Origin of the sequence: Bartonella sp. TS25HLJMH, assembly GCF_042193505.1 — a bacterium.
In the GTDB taxonomy this organism is placed as follows: Bacteria; Pseudomonadota; Alphaproteobacteria; order Rhizobiales; family Rhizobiaceae; genus Bartonella; species Bartonella grahamii.
Window position 1 is genome coordinate 1 of sequence record NZ_JBHILV010000006.1, and the last position, 16587, is coordinate 16587.

General features: G+C 38.5%; 13 protein-coding genes, 3 tRNA genes and 2 pseudogenes. 16 read left to right on the forward strand and 2 right to left on the reverse strand.

The window, feature by feature from the left end:
• Positions 1-165, forward strand: a pseudogene (locus ACFINF_RS03985) (late control protein); the annotation flags it as partial.
• Complete coding sequence (locus ACFINF_RS03990; RefSeq protein WP_375619771.1) at positions 122-1585, forward strand: replicative DNA helicase; 1464 nt, start codon at positions 122-124, stop codon at positions 1583-1585. The pseudogene ACFINF_RS03985 and the gene ACFINF_RS03990, both read left to right, overlap by 44 nt.
• Before the next feature lie 218 nt (positions 1586-1803).
• Here ACFINF_RS03990 and ACFINF_RS03995 read toward each other — a convergent pair.
• Together ACFINF_RS03995 and ACFINF_RS04000 are read right to left on the reverse strand one after the other, a co-directional pair.
• A tRNA-Ser gene (locus ACFINF_RS03995) sits at positions 1804-1893 on the reverse strand.
• A gap of 864 nt (positions 1894-2757) precedes the next feature.
• Positions 2758-2833: transfer RNA gene (locus ACFINF_RS04000), tRNA-Val, on the reverse strand.
• Positions 2834-3008: 175 nt separating this feature from the next.
• Here ACFINF_RS04000 and ACFINF_RS04005 point away from each other — a divergent pair.
• The 14 genes and pseudogenes from ACFINF_RS04005 (at position 3009) to ACFINF_RS04070 (ending at position 16571) form a co-directional block, all read left to right on the forward strand.
• Positions 3009-3085: transfer RNA gene (locus ACFINF_RS04005), tRNA-Asp, on the forward strand.
• Between the two features lie 299 nt (positions 3086-3384).
• Positions 3385-3750 carry an NADH-quinone oxidoreductase subunit A gene (locus ACFINF_RS04010; protein ID WP_005773599.1) on the forward strand — a complete coding sequence of 122 codons (366 nt, stop codon included), beginning with the start codon at positions 3385-3387 and terminating at the stop codon, positions 3748-3750.
• Positions 3741-4322 carry a NuoB/complex I 20 kDa subunit family protein gene (locus tag ACFINF_RS04015; protein ID WP_375619772.1) on the forward strand — a complete coding sequence of 194 codons (582 nt, stop codon included), beginning with the start codon at positions 3741-3743 and terminating at the stop codon, positions 4320-4322. The genes ACFINF_RS04010 and ACFINF_RS04015 overlap by 10 nt, the downstream gene beginning before the upstream one ends.
• Positions 4323-4336: 14 nt before the next feature.
• Positions 4337-4945: an NADH-quinone oxidoreductase subunit C gene (locus ACFINF_RS04020; RefSeq protein WP_375619773.1), complete on the forward strand. Its 609-nt coding sequence runs from the start codon at positions 4337-4339 to the stop codon at positions 4943-4945.
• A gap of 124 nt (positions 4946-5069) precedes the next feature.
• Positions 5070-6260, forward strand: a complete 1191-nt coding sequence (locus ACFINF_RS04025; protein WP_273787995.1) for an NADH-quinone oxidoreductase subunit D — start codon at positions 5070-5072, stop codon at positions 6258-6260.
• Positions 6260-6932: pseudogene (gene nuoE / locus ACFINF_RS04030) on the forward strand (NADH-quinone oxidoreductase subunit NuoE). The gene ACFINF_RS04025 and the pseudogene nuoE overlap by 1 nt, the downstream one beginning before the upstream one ends.
• Before the next feature lie 146 nt (positions 6933-7078).
• On the forward strand, positions 7079-8386 hold the full coding sequence (gene nuoF / locus ACFINF_RS04035; protein WP_015856355.1) for an NADH-quinone oxidoreductase subunit NuoF: 1308 nt from the start codon (positions 7079-7081) through the stop codon (positions 8384-8386).
• Positions 8387-8449: 63 nt separating this feature from the next.
• Complete coding sequence (gene nuoG, locus ACFINF_RS04040; RefSeq protein WP_375619774.1) at positions 8450-10519, forward strand: NADH-quinone oxidoreductase subunit NuoG; 2070 nt, start codon at positions 8450-8452, stop codon at positions 10517-10519.
• Positions 10520-10540: 21 nt separating this feature from the next.
• The gene (nuoH, locus tag ACFINF_RS04045; RefSeq protein WP_375619847.1) at positions 10541-11587 is read left to right on the forward strand and encodes an NADH-quinone oxidoreductase subunit NuoH; all 1047 of its coding nucleotides are present in this window, start codon (positions 10541-10543) and stop codon (positions 11585-11587) included.
• Between the two features lie 14 nt (positions 11588-11601).
• Positions 11602-12093: an NADH-quinone oxidoreductase subunit NuoI gene (gene nuoI / locus ACFINF_RS04050; protein ID WP_019223540.1), complete on the forward strand. Its 492-nt coding sequence runs from the start codon at positions 11602-11604 to the stop codon at positions 12091-12093.
• 93 nt (positions 12094-12186) lie between these two features.
• Positions 12187-12807, forward strand: a complete 621-nt coding sequence (locus ACFINF_RS04055; protein ID WP_375619775.1) for an NADH-quinone oxidoreductase subunit J — start codon at positions 12187-12189, stop codon at positions 12805-12807.
• 15 nt (positions 12808-12822) lie between these two features.
• The gene (gene nuoK / locus ACFINF_RS04060) at positions 12823-13131 is read left to right on the forward strand and encodes an NADH-quinone oxidoreductase subunit NuoK (protein WP_375619776.1); all 309 of its coding nucleotides are present in this window, start codon (positions 12823-12825) and stop codon (positions 13129-13131) included.
• A gap of 6 nt (positions 13132-13137) precedes the next feature.
• Positions 13138-15102, forward strand: a complete 1965-nt coding sequence (gene nuoL / locus ACFINF_RS04065) for an NADH-quinone oxidoreductase subunit L (RefSeq protein WP_375619777.1) — start codon at positions 13138-13140, stop codon at positions 15100-15102.
• Positions 15102-16571 carry an NADH-quinone oxidoreductase subunit M gene (locus ACFINF_RS04070; protein WP_375619778.1) on the forward strand — a complete coding sequence of 490 codons (1470 nt, stop codon included), beginning with the start codon at positions 15102-15104 and terminating at the stop codon, positions 16569-16571. The genes nuoL and ACFINF_RS04070 overlap by 1 nt, the downstream gene beginning before the upstream one ends.
• The last annotated feature ends 16 nt before the right edge of the window (positions 16572-16587 follow it).

Genomic DNA, 16587 nt, shown 5'->3' on the forward strand with positions numbered 1-16587 from the left:
GGGTTTCGTGGGCAAATCAATGGTCCATGGAAAGCTGCAACCGTCACCCACTGCTATGAAAAACAAAGCGGATACACCACAGAAATTACACTCGAAGCGCCAGACAAGGGAAAAGAAAGCAATGAGAACATTAAACATGCTAAAAACAGAAAATCCAAGAGATAATTTTGCTTCTTCTTTTCGTCAACTTCCCCATAATATTGAAGCTGAACAGGCATTACTTGGAGCAATCCTGATTAATAATGATGCACTCGATCGCGTTTCAGACTTTCTCAAAGCAGAACATTTTTTTGAAAGGCTACATCAAAAGATCTTTGAGATTGTCTTACAAATTATTCAAAAGGGTCATCTTGCAAACCCCATTACAATCAAGCCCTATATCCAAATGGAAGAAAAAGTTGGAGATATTACTGTATACCAGTATGTTGTTCGCTTAGCCACCGAGGCAGTTACTATTATTAACGCTGAAGATTATGGACGCGTCATTTATGATCTGTTTATCCGCCGGTCTTTGATTAATCTTGGCAATGAAGTTGCCAATACAGCTTTTGATGCGCCTGTCGAACTTACACCTTCCCAACAAATTGAAACGATTGAAAATCAGTTATTTGAGCTCGCCGAAAAAGGCAAATATGGGGGTGGTTTTGAAAACTTTGATACAGCCATTGCAAAAGCACTTAACATGGCAAGCGCTGCAAAAAAGCGTTCCTCACAGCTTTCAGGGATCGCTACCCATATCAAAACACTTGATGAGAAAATGGGGGGGCTACAGCCATCTGATTTGATTATCATAGCTGGACGCCCTGGGATGGGGAAAACCTCTCTGGCGACCAATATTGCTTTTAATATTGCCAATGCTTGTAAGCGTGATGATAACAGCCAAGCCAATGAAGGGGGTATAGTAGGATTCTTCTCACTTGAGATGTCATCTGAACAGCTTGCAACCCGTATTATCTCAGAACAAATAAAGGTTTCTTCTTCTGATATGCGTCGTGGTAATATCTCAGAAGAGCAATTTACCAACATCATTTACGCAATGCGTTCCTTACAAACAATCCCTCTTTATATTGATCAAACAGGTGGTGTATCCCTTGCACAATTGTCCGCCCGTGCAAGGCGTCTTAAACGACAACATGGTCTAGATGTCTTGATTATTGATTATATCCAACTCATGACAAGTGGTTCAAAGCGTTCATTAGAAAATCGCGTTCAAGAAATTACAGCCATTACCACCGGATTAAAAGCACTTGCAAAAGAACTCAATATTCCCATTATTGCTCTGTCACAACTTTCGCGTCAAGTTGAAAACCGAACAGATAAACGTCCACAACTTTCCGACTTACGTGAATCTGGTTCAATCGAGCAAGATGCCGACATTGTTCTGTTCGTTTATCGTGAAGAATATTATCTCAAAAATGAAGAACCCAAAGAAGGCACTGCTGAGTATAGCAAATGGCAAGAGGCAATGGAGCAAGCCAAGGGTAAAGCTGAGGTTATTATAGCAAAACAACGCCATGGTCCGACAGGAATCGTTCCCCTTGCCTTTCAATCCGATTTTACACGCTTTAGTGATTTGGAAAAATAGGAGCAGAAAAATACGTTAAAGGGAGCTTTAAATACCCTTTGAAAAGCATTTGAAGACCCTTTGAGAACATCTTTAAAACTCTTTGAGAAAAAATAAATTGGTACAAAACCTAGTGGCAAAATATACAAAACCCGCTGACAAGCTACAGGTACAAAACCTAGTGGCAAAATATACAAAACCCGCTGACAAGCTACAGCTATAGCACCATAAAAGTGCTGTGGCGGAGGGGGTGGGATTCGAACCCACGGTACAGTCTCCTGCACGCCGGTTTTCAAGACCGGTGCCTTAAACCGCTCGGCCACCCCTCCAAACTGGATATGCTTTTTGACAAATTTCTTGCAAAAGGTCAATCATTTTAATACGCATTTTAAAGCGTTCTTTATAAAACCATTTAAGTTTCAATTAAAATAATTCTTCATAAGTCAATTCTTTGAGTGTGTTATCTAAGAGTTTCATTTTAAAACATGATAGTTTTTTCTGTTTAAAAAATTTTTACAAAGCAATATTTTTTTAAGTTCTAACGATCGTTATTCGTAATAATAAGAAATGTTCAGTTGAAAATGTTTGATAAATTATATTAAATTCTTTGCAGGGGTGTATTTTAAAATTATTTTACTTTTTCAGACAGTTATTCTATTCAGATTGTTCATATATGCAAAAAAATGTTATTGTTCTGACAGTTTATGAGAGATAAATTTGTAAGAATGACATAAATATATTCAAGGAAAGTTTTTATTGAGTTTAAATAAGTATAATTCTATAAGAAAGCTCTTTAAAAGATTTTAATTTTTTAAATAAAAATATTCAGATATCTAGTGCGTCTAAAGGGTGTCTCGGAGGGAATGGCTGGTTTGCACTATTTGAATAAAATTTTATGTGAGATTTGCATCGACAGTTTAAAACCTCTTCTAGATATGACTGGAAATTAGGTATGTTTATAATGCTTTTTCTGTAGGAAAAGCGAAAAGTTAGTTGGAATGGAAGAAAAGATTATTGAACAATACGCTTAAATCAATAGACAGCTTGTTAAGGTATTGCATAGTTTTTCAAGAATAGAACTTAAAAACGCTAAATTATTCAGAGGCAGAAAGCATAAACTTTAACAGACAAGGTTTTAAAAGCCTATTCATTCATAGTATGTGTAAAATAAAAAATTTATTTATAAAATAAAGTGGTGGGCGATGAGAGACTCGAACTCCCGACATCCTCGGTGTAAACGAGGCGCTCTACCAGCTGAGCTAATCGCCCAATGCAATGATTAGCAATTGAATGGGAACTCTTTAAGGAAAAATTTTTCTAAACGCAAGAATAAAGATGGTATTTGATAATTTTTTTTTAAAAATGCATAATCCTTCTTGACATAAACGCATGAACCGCTTACACGACCGCTTGTACCAAATTAAATTGGTTCAAAAAAAAATGCGCGGGTGTAGCTCAGTTGGTTAGAGTGCTGGCCTGTCACGCCGGAGGTCGCGGGTTCGAGCCCCGTCACTCGCGCCATTTCGTGATTCCTTATGAAATTTCCTTTTTAAAATATCCATATGCTATTGAGTGATGTGGTGGAGTATTTGATAGGGGGATAGATATGTTTTTTCTTTCTTTTTATATGGTTTATAAGAATAGGACTTGCGTCTTTCTTTGCTCTGCGTTACCTATGCCGATAAGAAAAGTATCGCTCTATATGCCTTTAAAGCAGTATGAATAGAGTTAATAGAGTGATTATTAAATTTGTCTGTTTGGTCTCGCAATATTGAATCATTGTGTTAAACTCAGGCATTTCATTACGATGGAAGAGGGTTATGGCTTATTTATTGAGCTCTTATTTACCGGTCTTGATTTTCATTATTGTGTCAGCTGTTATTGCTGGAGTTTTGTTGATTACACCTTACATTGTAGCATACCGTTCCCCCGATCCTGAAAAGTTATCGGCTTACGAATGTGGGTTTAATTCATTTAGTGATGCACGCATGAAGTTTGATATTCGTTTCTATTTGGTATCAATTTTATTTATTATTTTTGATCTTGAAGTTGCTTTTCTTTTTCCTTGGGCTGTTTCATTCGAATCAATAGGTATGTTTGGCTTTTGGTCGATGATTGTGTTTTTAGCGATTTTGACTATTGGATTTATATATGAATGGAAAAAAGGAGCCCTTGAATGGAATTAAGATCTAATAATTCAACGATTGCTGCTCCAAAACCAAAAGGAATCATCGATCCCAACACTGGTGAGCTGATAGGGTCTGACGATAAGTTTTTTCGTGATATTAATGCTGAATTATCAGATAAGGGGTTTTTAGTTACCTCAGCAGATGCTTTGATTACTTGGGCACGTACCGGTTCTTTAATGTGGATGAGTTTTGGTTTGGCTTGTTGTGCTATCGAAATGATGCAATGCTCAATGCCTCATTATGATAATGAGCGTTTTGGATATGCACCACGAGCTTCACCCCGTCAGTCAGATGTGATGGTGGTGGCAGGTACTCTAACAAATAAGATGGCTCCTGCTTTAAGAAAAGTGTACGATCAGATGCCAGAGCCACGTTATGTGATTTCTATGGGGTCATGTGCAAACGGTGGGGGGTATTATCATTATTCCTATTCAGTAGTGCGTGGATGTGATCGTATCGTGCCTGTCGATATATATGTTCCAGGGTGTCCACCTACAGCAGAGGCATTATTATACGGTATATTGTTGCTACAGAAAAAAATCCGTCGTACCGGATCCATAGAGCGATAGAGAGTTTTCTTGTCATGATGGATGAAACTTTGATTAAACTTGCTGCTTATTTGGAAAACAAGTTAAAAAATAAGCTTGAAGAGACTGTTATTGCTTTTGGTGAATTGACCGTTGTGGCACGTCTTGATGCAATTATCGATGTCTTAATGTTTGTTCGTGATGATTCGCGCTGTCAATTTATTAATCTCACAGATATTAGTGGAGTGGATTATCCTTCTCGCAATAAGCGCTTTGATGTTTCTTACCAATTGTTATCTCCTCGTGAGAATTTACGCTTACGTGTAAAAGTTCGTACGGATGAAAATACTCCTGTTGCTTCAGCTTGTACGGTTTATCCTGGCGCAGAGTGGTATGAACGTGAAACGTATGATATGTATGGGATTTTATTTTCAGGACATCCGGATTTGAGACGGATTTTAACAGATTATGGGTTTGAAGGATATCCTTTACGCAAAGACTTCCCTGTGACAGGATTTGTTGAGTGTCGTTATGATAATGAAGCGAAGAGGGTGATTTATGAGCCTGTTGTTTTGCGCCAAGAGATGCGTAATTTTGATTTTCTTTCTCCTTGGGAAGGAGGACGGTATACTTTGCCATGTGATGGAAAAGCGGATGAAAAATAATAATATTTGTTTTGATAAGGCATTATATTAGAGTACTGTATTTCTTAAATAATTAAATATTTTTTAGTATGATAGATTTTTTTGATATTTGATATGAAGTTTTTTAAAAAGCAAGGGGTTGATTGTGGCTGAGGTCAATGTTCGAAACTTTAATATCAATTTTGGTCCGCAGCATCCTGCCGCGCATGGGGTTTTGCGCATGGTTTTGGAGTTGGACGGTGAAGTTGTTGAGCGTGTAGATCCACATATTGGGTTATTGCATCGCGGTACCGAAAAATTAATGGAAACAAAAACTTATCTTCAAGCGGGTCCTTATCTAGATCGTTTGGATTATGTTGCTCCTATGAATCAGGAACATGCTTTTGTCCTTGCTATTGAAAAGTTATTGGATATTAAAGTTCCTAAAAGAGGGCAATTAATACGTGTTTTGTTTTCTGAAATTGGGCGTATTCTTAATCATTTGCTTAATGTAACGACACAGGCAATGGATGTTGGTGCTTTAACACCACCTCTTTGGGGGTTTGAGCAACGTGAAAGATTGATGATTTTTTATGAGCGTGCCTGTGGCGCACGTCTTCATGCAAATTATTTTCGCCCTGGTGGTGTGCATCAAGATTTACCAGAATCTTTAGTTGAAGATATAGGTAATTTTATTGATCCTTTTCTTGTTGCTCTTGGTAAACTTGATGCGCTTGTAACGCCAAATCGGATTTTTAAGCAGCGTAATGTGGATATTGGCGTGGTAACTATTGATGAAGCTTGGGCACGTGGTTTTTCTGGGGTTATGATTCGTGGGGCTGGTGTTCCATGGGATTTACGTAAAAGCCAACCTTACGAATGTTATGATGAAATGGAATTTGATATTCCTGTAGGTAAGAATAGCGATTGTTATGATCGTTATCTAATTCGTATGGAAGAAATGCGTCAATCAGCAAAAATTATGCGCCAATGTGTGGAGCGTTTGCTGAGTACTGAAAAAAATGGACCGGTTTCGAGCTTGGATCGCAAAATTGTACCACCGAAACGGAGTGAAATGAAAAGTTCGATGGAAGCACTGATTCATCATTTTAAGCTTTATACGGAAGGTTTTCATACGCCTCCTGGAGAAGTATATGTTGCTGTGGAAGCTCCGAAGGGGGAGTTTGGTGTTTATCTTGTTTCTGATGGAACCAATAAGCCTTATCGTGTAAAGTTGCGTGCTCCTGGGTTTGCGCATCTCCAAGCCATGGATTTTTTAACCAGAGGCCATATGCTGGCGGATGCTACAGCTATTTTGGGTTCGATTGATATTGTTTTTGGGGAGGTTGATCGCTAATGTCCGTACGCCGTCTTGCAGATGATGTTTATCAGCCCGCTGAGTTTTCTTTTACAAAAGAAAATCAGATATGGGTAAAAAATACTATAGAGAAATATCCTGTAGGGCGTGAGCAGTCTGCTGTAATTCCATTATTAATGCGTGCTCAAGAGCAAGATGGTTGGGTGACACGTGCTGCGATTGAGCATATTGCTCAGATTCTTTCCATGGCTTATATTCGTGTTCTGGAAGTTGCAACTTTTTACACTCAGTTTCAGCTTAAGCCTGTTGGAACAAAAGCGCATATTCAAGTTTGTGGTACGACCCCTTGTATGTTACGTGGATCTGATGAATTGATTAAAGTTTGTCAGAAAAAAATTCATCACGAACCTTTTGTTACCAATCAGGATGGAACCTTATCATGGGAAGAGGTAGAATGTCTTGGTGCTTGTGTGAATGCACCGATGGTTATGATTTTTAAAGATACTTATGAAGATCTTACAGCTGAGCGTCTTGAAGAAATTATTGATGCATTTGAAGCTGGGAAAGGTTCTGAGATAGCAGTTGGTCCGCAAAGTAGCCGTAAGTCGTCGGAACCGATTAGTGGTTTAACTTCTCTTATTGATGATGAGAAAGAAAAAAAGATCTCTCAAGTCTTCACCAAAAAAGGATAAGGAAAGAGTGGGGACATAATTAAGTATTTTTCTTGAGGAAATATTTTATTATTCTACCCATGATGGCAATATTTAATGAAAAGTAAGAAGTCTTGAAAAGATATTTAAAAATTGCATTTGAGGAAAAGCGGAAAATGCTATGGGTAATAGAAAAAAAGGTGGGGTATGCTAGCTGATAAAGATCGTATCTTCACCAATATTTATGGTTTAAAAGACAAATCATTAAAGGCTGCGATGTTGCGTGGGCATTGGAATGGTCTGAAAGAGATGATTGACAAAGGTCGTGATTGGATCATTGATGAGGTGAAGGCATCGGGTTTACGCGGTCGTGGTGGTGCTGGTTTTCCTACCGGAATGAAGTGGTCCTTTATGCCAAAGCAGAATGATGGGCGTCCTCATTATTTGGTTGTTAATGCCGATGAATCTGAACCTGGAACTTGTAAAGACCGTGATATTTTACGTCATGATCCCCATACTTTGATTGAAGGATGTGCAATCGCTACTTTTGCTATGGGAGCCAATGTTGCTTTTATTTATATTCGTGGTGAATATATTCGTGAACGTGAAGCGCTACAAGCTGCCGTTGATGAATGCTATGATGCAGGTTTACTTGGCAAAAAAACGAAATATGGGCATGCTTGTGATATTATTATTCATCATGGAGCTGGTGCTTATATTTGTGGTGAAGAAACAGCTCTTCTTGAAAGTCTTGAGGGAAAAAAGGGACAACCTCGGCTTAAACCACCATTTCCTGCCAATATGGGGATTTATGGCTGTCCAACAACAGTAAATAATGTAGAGTCCATTGCTGTTGTTCCAACGATTTTGCGGCGGGGTGCTTCGTGGTTTTCGTCAATCGGACGAGCAAATAATGTTGGAACGAAATTATTTATGGTTTCAGGGCATGTTAATGCACCTTGTACATTTGAAGACGCTCTTGGTGTTTCATTCCGTGAATTAATTGAAAAACATACGGGTGGTGTTCGTGGTGGATGGAATAATCTTTTAGCAGTTATTCCAGGTGGGGCTTCTTGTCCAGTCGTCCGTGGTGAGGATATGATCGATGCGATCATGGATTTTGATGGGATGCGAGATGTTGGGTCTTCTTTTGGCACGGGGGGAATGATTGTTATGGATAAATCAACCGATATTATCAAGGCAATTTGGCGTATAGCTGCTTTTTTCAAGCATGAGAGTTGTGGTCAGTGTACTCCGTGTCGTGAGGGGACGGGGTGGATGATGCGTCTTTTAGGGCGTATGGTTGAGGGAAGAGCGCAAAAACGCGAGATTGATCTTTTGTTTGAAGTCTCTAAACAGGTTGAAGGACACACTATTTGTGCGCTTGGTGATGCTGCCGCATGGCCTGTACAGGGGTTGATACGTAATTTTCGTCCGGAAATTGAGCGTAGAATTGATGAATACACGCGAAATGTAGTCCAAAGCAAAAACATTGCTTTAGAAGCAGTAGGATAGAAGATTTTTTAAAGAGCAGCCGAATGCAAATTTTAAGTGGGTTATCCGCAGGTTGGATGGGTGATGATAAATATCAAAGTTGATGGCAAAGAGATTGAAGTTCCTGATTATTACACGTTGCTTCAGGCTGCTGAGGCGGCTGGGGCAGAAATTCCACGTTTTTGTTTTCATGAATCTTTGTCAATTGCTGGAAATTGTCGTATGTGTTTGGTTGAGGTTAAGGGTGGTCCTCCAAAACCTCAGGCTTCTTGTGCTATGGGGGTTCGTGATTTACGATTAGGGCCTAACGGTGAAGCACCTGAGATTTTTACCAATACGGCGATGGTAAAAAAAGCACGTGAAGGTGTTATGGAATTTCTTCTCATTAATCATCCTTTGGATTGTCCAGTGTGTGATCAGGGGGGAGAATGCGATCTTCAAGATCAAGCAATGCTTTATGGACGAGATTGTTCTCGTTATACAGAGAATAAGCGTGCTGTAGAAGATAAATATATTGGACCTCTTGTTAAAACTGTTATGACACGGTGTATTCATTGTACACGGTGTGTTCGTTTTACAACGGAAGTCGCAGGTGTTTCTGAGCTTGGTTTGATCGGTCGTGGTGAAGATGCTGAAATTACGACGTATCTTGAAAAAGCTATGACATCTGAATTACAGGGAAACGTTATTGATCTTTGTCCGGTGGGAGCTTTAACTTCAAAACCTTATGCGTTTCATGCTCGTCCGTGGGAATTGGTAAAAACGGAATCGATTGATGTGATGGATGCGCTTGGTAGTGCGATCCGTATTGATAGCCGTGGCCGTGAAGTTATGCGGATTATGCCGCGTACAAATGAAGATGTAAATGAGGAATGGATCTCTGATAAAACGCGTTTTATTTGGGATGGATTGCGCACTCAGCGGCTTGATAGGCCATATGTACGCAAAGATGGAAAGCTTCAGCCTGTCAGTTGGACAGAAGCTTTTGCAAAAATTAAAATGGTGATCTCTAAAATTTTTCCAGAAAAAATTGGAGCCATTGCTGGAGATCTTGCGTCTGTTGAGGAAATGTATGCCCTTAAAGCGTTATTGAGCTCTTTAGGCTCAACGCTTTTTGATTGTCGCCAAAGAGGGGGGGCTTTATCGCCTGAGTTTGGGCGTTCAAGTTATATTTTTAATCCTACAATTGCAGGTATTGAACAGGCTGATGCACTGCTTATTGTGGGATCTAATCCCCGTCATGAAGCGGCTGTTTTAAATGCGCGTATTTTAAAGCGCCAACGGATGGGAAATTTTCCTATTGCATTAATTGGAGAGAAAGTCGATTTACGTTATCCTTATTCTTACCTTGGATCTGGGAGTGATACATTAACGACACTTATTCGTGGAGAGGATGGTTTTTTTAATGTCTTAAAAGAAGCGAAGAGGCCTCTTATTCTTATCGGAGAGGGAGCTGTTTTAGGAAATGAAGGTTTATCTGTTTTAAAAAGTCTTGCTAAATTAGCTGATAATATTGGTGCTCTTAGTGAAGAATGGAATGGGTTTGGGGTTCTTCATAATGCAGCATCGATTGTTGGAGGGTTGGACATAGGCTTTACTTCTAAGCTTGGGGTTGCAAATATTATTAAAACCTGTGAAGTTTTATTTTTGCTTGGTGCTGATGAAGTAGAATTAGCCAATACAAAAGCTTTTACGATTTATATTGGTAGCCATGGTGATAACGGCGCACACGCTGCTGATGTTATTTTGCCAGCATCTGCTTACACTGAAAAATCAGGGCTTTATGTGAATACAGAAGGACGTGTTCAAATGACAAATCGGGCTGGTTTTGCTCCAGGTGAAGCAAAAGAAGATTGGGCTATTTTGCGTGCTTTATCGGATATTTTAGGACAAAAGCTCCCTTTTGATTCTCTTTCTCAATTAAGACAATGCTTGTTTAATGATTATCCACACCTTTGTGCTGTTGATGATATAATACCTTCTGATATAAGTGGTCTTAAGGCGCTTGGTTCAAAAATGGTTTCTCTAGAGAATCAAACTTTTACTTCTATGGTTAAAGACTTTTATTTAACAAATCCGATAGCACGTGCTTCTGTTGTTATGGCTGAATGTTCATCTCTTGCAAAAAACCGTGCTACGCAAACTGTAAAGTAAGGCAAAGGAAAAGGAATAATGATGTATGATTTCTTTATGACTTGGCTGTTGCCATTACTCATTATAGTTGGAAAAACACTTCTTCTTTTGGTCGTTCTTTTGATCTTAGTTGCTTATCTTCTTTACGCAGATAGAAAGATTTGGGCAGCGGTACAATTGCGTCGTGGACCAAACGTTGTTGGTCCATGGGGTTTGTTACAGTCTTTTGCAGATTTAATTAAATTTGTTGTTAAGGAGCCTATTATCCCTGCAGGTGCAAATAAGGGTGTTTTTCTTTTGGCTCCTTTTGTTTCAGCGACACTTGCTTTATCAACTTGGGCTGTTATTCCTGTCAATGAGGGCTGGGAGATTGCGAAGATTAATGTTGGCTTGCTTTATATCTTAGCCATTTCATCTCTTGAGGTTTATGGTGTTATTATGGGGGGATGGGCATCAAATTCAAAGTACCCTTTCTTAGGAGCCCTTCGTTCGGCGGCACAAATGGTTTCTTATGAAGTTTCCATTGGTTTTGTGCTTGTGACTGTCATTTTAGTAAGTGGTTCGTTGGATCTCACAACAATTGTTCATAAACAAAGTTCTGGAATTGGTACAACTCTTGGTCTTCCTTTTAACAGCTTTCTCGATTGGAATTGGTTGGTCCTTTTTCCAATGTTTATTATATTTTTTATTTCTGCGCTCGCCGAGACAAACCGTCCTCCATTCGATTTGGTGGAAGCAGAATCTGAACTTGTAGCTGGTCATATGGTTGAATATTCTTCAACGCCTTACATGCTCTTCTTTCTTGGTGAATATGTTGCGATTGTTTTAATGTGCGCATTAACAACCATTCTATTTTTAGGTGGTTGGCTGCCACCCTTAGATGTTTGGTGGCTTAATTGGGTTCCTGGTATCATTTGGTTTGTTTTAAAAGTCTGTTTTATATTTTTTGGGTTTGCTATGGTTAAAGCATTTGTTCCACGTTATCGCTATGATCAGCTCATGCGGCTTGGTTGGAAGGTTTTTCTTCCTCTCTCACTAGCAATGGTTGTGATAACTGCTGCTTTTTTAAAGTTTACAGATTTCGTTTAAGAGGAGATTTTACGATGTCAGGTTTTATTCAGGCGGCAAAGTCACTTCTTCTATTGGAATTTGTGAGTGCTTTTTTCTTAGCCATGCGTCAATTTTTTTCACCAAAACCCACGATTAATTATCCTTATGAAAAAGGTTTTGTATCTCAGCGTTTTCGTGGTGAGCATGCATTGCGTCGCTATCCAAATGGTGAAGAACGGTGTATTGCTTGTAAATTATGTGAAGCAATTTGTCCTGCGCAAGCGATTACAATTGAGGCTGGACCGCGACGTAATGATGGTACGCGTAGAACTGTTCGTTATGATATCGATATGGTTAAGTGTATCTACTGCGGTTTTTGTCAAGAGGCTTGTCCGGTAGAGGCTATTGTTGAAGGTCCAAATTTTGAATTTGCAACAGAAACGCGTGAAGAACTCTATTATGATAAAGAAAAGCTTTTAATGAATGGAGATCGTTGGGAGCGAGAAATTTCTCGAAATATATTGATGGATGCGCCTTATCGTTAAGTGTATCGTTAAATGAGGTGTCGGATATTTTCCGATAAATTGTAATCTGGTATGAAGTTTATACCAATTGTTTGAATAATTAAGGAGAAGCCTATGCTAACAGATCTAGCGGCGGCATTTTTCTATTTGTTTGCTTTTATTATGCTAACAAGTGCAGTTATTGTTATTACAGCACGCAATCCAGTGCATTCTGTTTTGTTTTTAATCCTCGCATTTTTTAATGCAGCAGCTTTATTTTTACTTGCAGGAGCAGAGTTTTTAGGGCTTATTCTGCTTGTTGTATATGTTGGAGCTGTCGCTGTTTTATTTTTATTTGTCGTTATGATGCTTGACGTTGATTTTGCTGAGTTAAAGAGTGGAACTTTTAGGTATGCTCCTATTGGAGCTCTTATTGGTGTTATTATCGCTGTAGAATTGATTGTTGTATTTGTGAGTAGCTATTTTTCTCCAGTCTTGAGAACGCATGTTACCCAACCAATGCCAGATTTAGCCCAGCGAACAAATACACAAGCATTAGGTGATATTCTCTATACGGATTATGTTTTCTATTTTCAAATTGCTGGAATGATTTTATTGGTTGCAATGATTGGAGCTATTGTTTTAACACTTCGTCATAAATCGGGTGTAAAGCGACAATCTATAGCAGAGCAAGTTTCTAGAACGGTAGAAAGTGCCATTGAAATCAAACAAGTTGAATCAGGCAAAGGTATGTAAGGGGGGGCTATGTAGATGTATATTGATATTACACATTATCTCATTGTTTCTGCTTTGATGTTTACAATTGGTATTGCTGGAATTTTTCTCAACAGAAAAAACGTGATTATTATCTTGATGTCCATTGAGCTTATATTGCTTTCAGTTAATCTCAATTTTGTTGCATTTTCAGCATTTCTTCATGATCTTGTTGGTCAGATATTCGCTTTATTTGTCTTAACCGTAGCAGCTGCTGAAGCTGCCATTGGTTTAGCAATTCTGGTCGTTTTTTTCCGTAATCGTGGTTCCATTTCGGTTGAAGATGTTAATGTAATGAAAGGCTAACCAGTGATGTATTATACGATTGTCTTTCTTCCGCTTTTGGGTTTTTTAATTGCTGCACTTGGTGGAAAAACGATAGGAGATCGTGCGAGTGAATTGATAACATGTAGCTTTATGGTTGTTGTTGCGATATTATCGTGGATAGTATTTTTCAGTATTGCACTTGGTCATATTCCAGCGATTGATGTATTGGTATTACATTGGATTACTATTGGTGACTTAAGCTTTAATTGGGCTTTACATATTGATGCGTTAACAGCTGTCATGCTTATTGTTGTGAACAGTGTTTCGGCGTTGGTACATATTTATTCAATTGGTTATATGCACCATGATCCTTCAAGGTCTCGTTTTTTTTCTTATCTTTCTTTGTTTACATTTATGATGCTTATGTTGGTCACATCCAATAATTTGATTCAGATGTTTTTTGGATGGGAAGGTGTCGGACTTGCTTCTTATTTACTCATTGGTTTTTGGTTTCAGCGCGATTCTGCTAATAAGGCCGCAATGAAAGCTTTTGTAGTTAACCGTGTTGGAGACTTTGGTTTTCTCTTAGGAATCTTTAGTATTTTTGTTTTATTCCAATCGGTTGATTTTTCTTCTATTTTTGCAAAAGCTGCAAACAATAGCTTTATACAAAATATAACATTTTTAGGTTGGCAATTTGATGGGCAGACGGCAATTACCATTACATGCCTTTTATTATTTATTGGTGCGATGGGAAAATCAGCACAATTTCTTTTACATACTTGGCTGCCTGATGCAATGGAAGGACCAACCCCTGTATCAGCGCTTATTCATGCTGCTACAATGGTAACGGCTGGTGTTTTTATGATTGCGCGTATGTCGCCAATTTTTGAACTTTCTTCAACTGCTTTGACCGTGATTATTATTGTTGGAGCAACAACAGCGTTTTTTGCAGCAACTGTGGGATTGGTGCAGAATGATATTAAACGTGTTATTGCTTATTCTACGTGCTCTCAACTTGGTTATATGTTTGTGGCATTAGGTGTTGGAGCTTATGGCGCTGCTGTCTTTCATCTTTTTACGCATGCTTTTTTTAAAGCCTTATTGTTTCTTGGTGCAGGTTCTGTCATTCATGCTGTATCTGATGAACAAGATATGCGAAAAATGGGGGGGTTACGCAAACATATAAAGGTTACCTATTGGATGATGATGGTCGGGACCATTGCATTGACAGGTGTTGGAATTCCAGGAACACTTTTCGGGACTGCAGGTTTTTTCTCAAAAGATGCGATTATAGAGTCTGCTTTTGCATCCCATAATATTGCTTCAGGATATGCTTTTTATCTTCTTGTTTTTGCAGCTTTATTAACAAGTTTCTATTCATGGCGCCTTATCTTTATGACATTCCATGGTAAACCACGGGCAACAGTTGATGTTATGCATCATGTTCATGAATCACCTCCAGTTATGTTGATTCCACTCTTTCTTTTATCTATTGGAGCAATATTTTCTGGTGTCGTTTTCCAACCTTACTTTTTTGGTAACTTATATAATGCTTTTTGGAAGGGAGCATTATTTACAAGCAGCCACAATCACATTCTTCATGATGCCCACCATGTCTTTAATTGGGTAAAATGGTCGCCATTTATAGCGATGGTTCTTGGGTTTACTTTAGCTTATTTATTTTATGTTTCTATTCCATCTCTTCCTAAGAAAATAGTTCGTATTATGCCTGGAGCATATAACTTTCTTTACCAAAAATGGTATTTCGATCAATTATATAACTTTTTGTTTGTTCGTCCTACCTTTAAAATTGGTTCTTTTCTTTGGAAAGTGGGAGACGGTAAGATTATTGATGGTCTAGGTCCTAATGGTATCGCAGCGCGTGTTGTTGATATTACAAATAGAATTGTTCGAGTGCAAACAGGCTATCTTTACCACTATGCATTTGCAATGCTTATCGGCGTTGCATTACTCATTACATGGATGATGATCGGGGGCGTAAACTAATGACCGATTGGCCTATTCTTTCTACGGTTACATTTTTGCCACTTGTTGGTGTGCTTCTGATTTTGTTTATCAAAGATGATAGTGAAGTAGCACGCCATAATATACGTAATGTCGCATTTTTTACGACTCTATTTGTTTTTATTATTTCTTTAATTATTTGGATAGGATTTGATTCTAGCAACCAAAATTTTCAAATGGTTGAAAAGTCCAGTTGGTTAGGGGGGGGCATTAGCTATCATATGGGGGTTGATGGTATTTCTATTCTTTTTGTTGTTCTCTCGGCTTTTCTTTTGCCTTTTTGTATTTTAGCAAGTTGGGAAAATGTTAAAGAGAGATTAAAGGCTTATATGATTGCATTTCTTCTTCTAGAAGTTGCGATTATTGGCGTTTTTTGTGCTCTTGATGCAATGCTATTCTATGTTTTTTTTGAAGGCAGCCTTATTCCAATGTTTATCATTATAGGTGTATGGGGTGGAGCACGTCGTGTTTATGCAAGTATAAAGTTTTTCTTATATACTTTACTTGGTTCAGTGCTTATGCTGGTTGCTCTTATGGCTATGTATTGGGAGGCTGGGACACTTGATATACCAACTTTACTCAATTACCAGTTTCCTGCTCATATGCAGATATGGTTATGGCTTGCATTTTTTGCTTCTTTCGCAGTTAAAATGCCAATGTGGCCAGTTCATACATGGCTCCCTGATGCTCACGTGGAAGCACCGACAGCGGGTTCCGTTATTTTAGCTGGTGTCTTACTCAAATTAGGTGGGTATGGTTTTCTTCGTTTTTCTTTGCCTATGTTTCCTATCGCTTCAGCAGATTTTGCTCCTTTGGTTTTCACGTTATCACTTATTGCGATTATTTATACATCACTGGTTGCACTTGTTCAAAATGACATCAAAAAGCTTATTGCTTATTCTTCAATAGCGCATATGGGGTATGTGACAATGGGCATTTTTTCTGCGAATGAACAAGGGGTACAAGGGGCTATTTATCAGATGCTATCCCATGGAATTGTTTCAGCAGCGTTGTTTCTTTGTGTTGGGGTTATCTATGATCGCTTGCATACACGTGAAATTTCAGCGTTTGGTGGTTTAGTGAATAATATGCCTAAATATGCTGTTGTTTTCTTAATTTTCACTATGGCAAATGTTGGTTTGCCTGGAAGCTCAGGATTTTTGGGTGAATTTTTAACCTTAATAGGTGTTTTTCAAGTAAATAAATTGGTTGTTGTTTTAGCAACAACAGGTGTTATCTTATCGGCAGCCTATGCCCTTTATCTTTATCGGCGTGTGGTTTTTGGTTCCTTGGATAAAGAGAATTTAAAAGTATTAATAGATCTTTCTTTAAGAGAAAAATTCATCCTTTATCCAATGGTTATTCTTACAATATTCTTTGGTATCTATCCAACGCCTATTCTTAAAGCAACGGCGTTTTCCGTAGAAACCCTCATCAATAAATTGCACTAGATAAGGGAAGAACGCA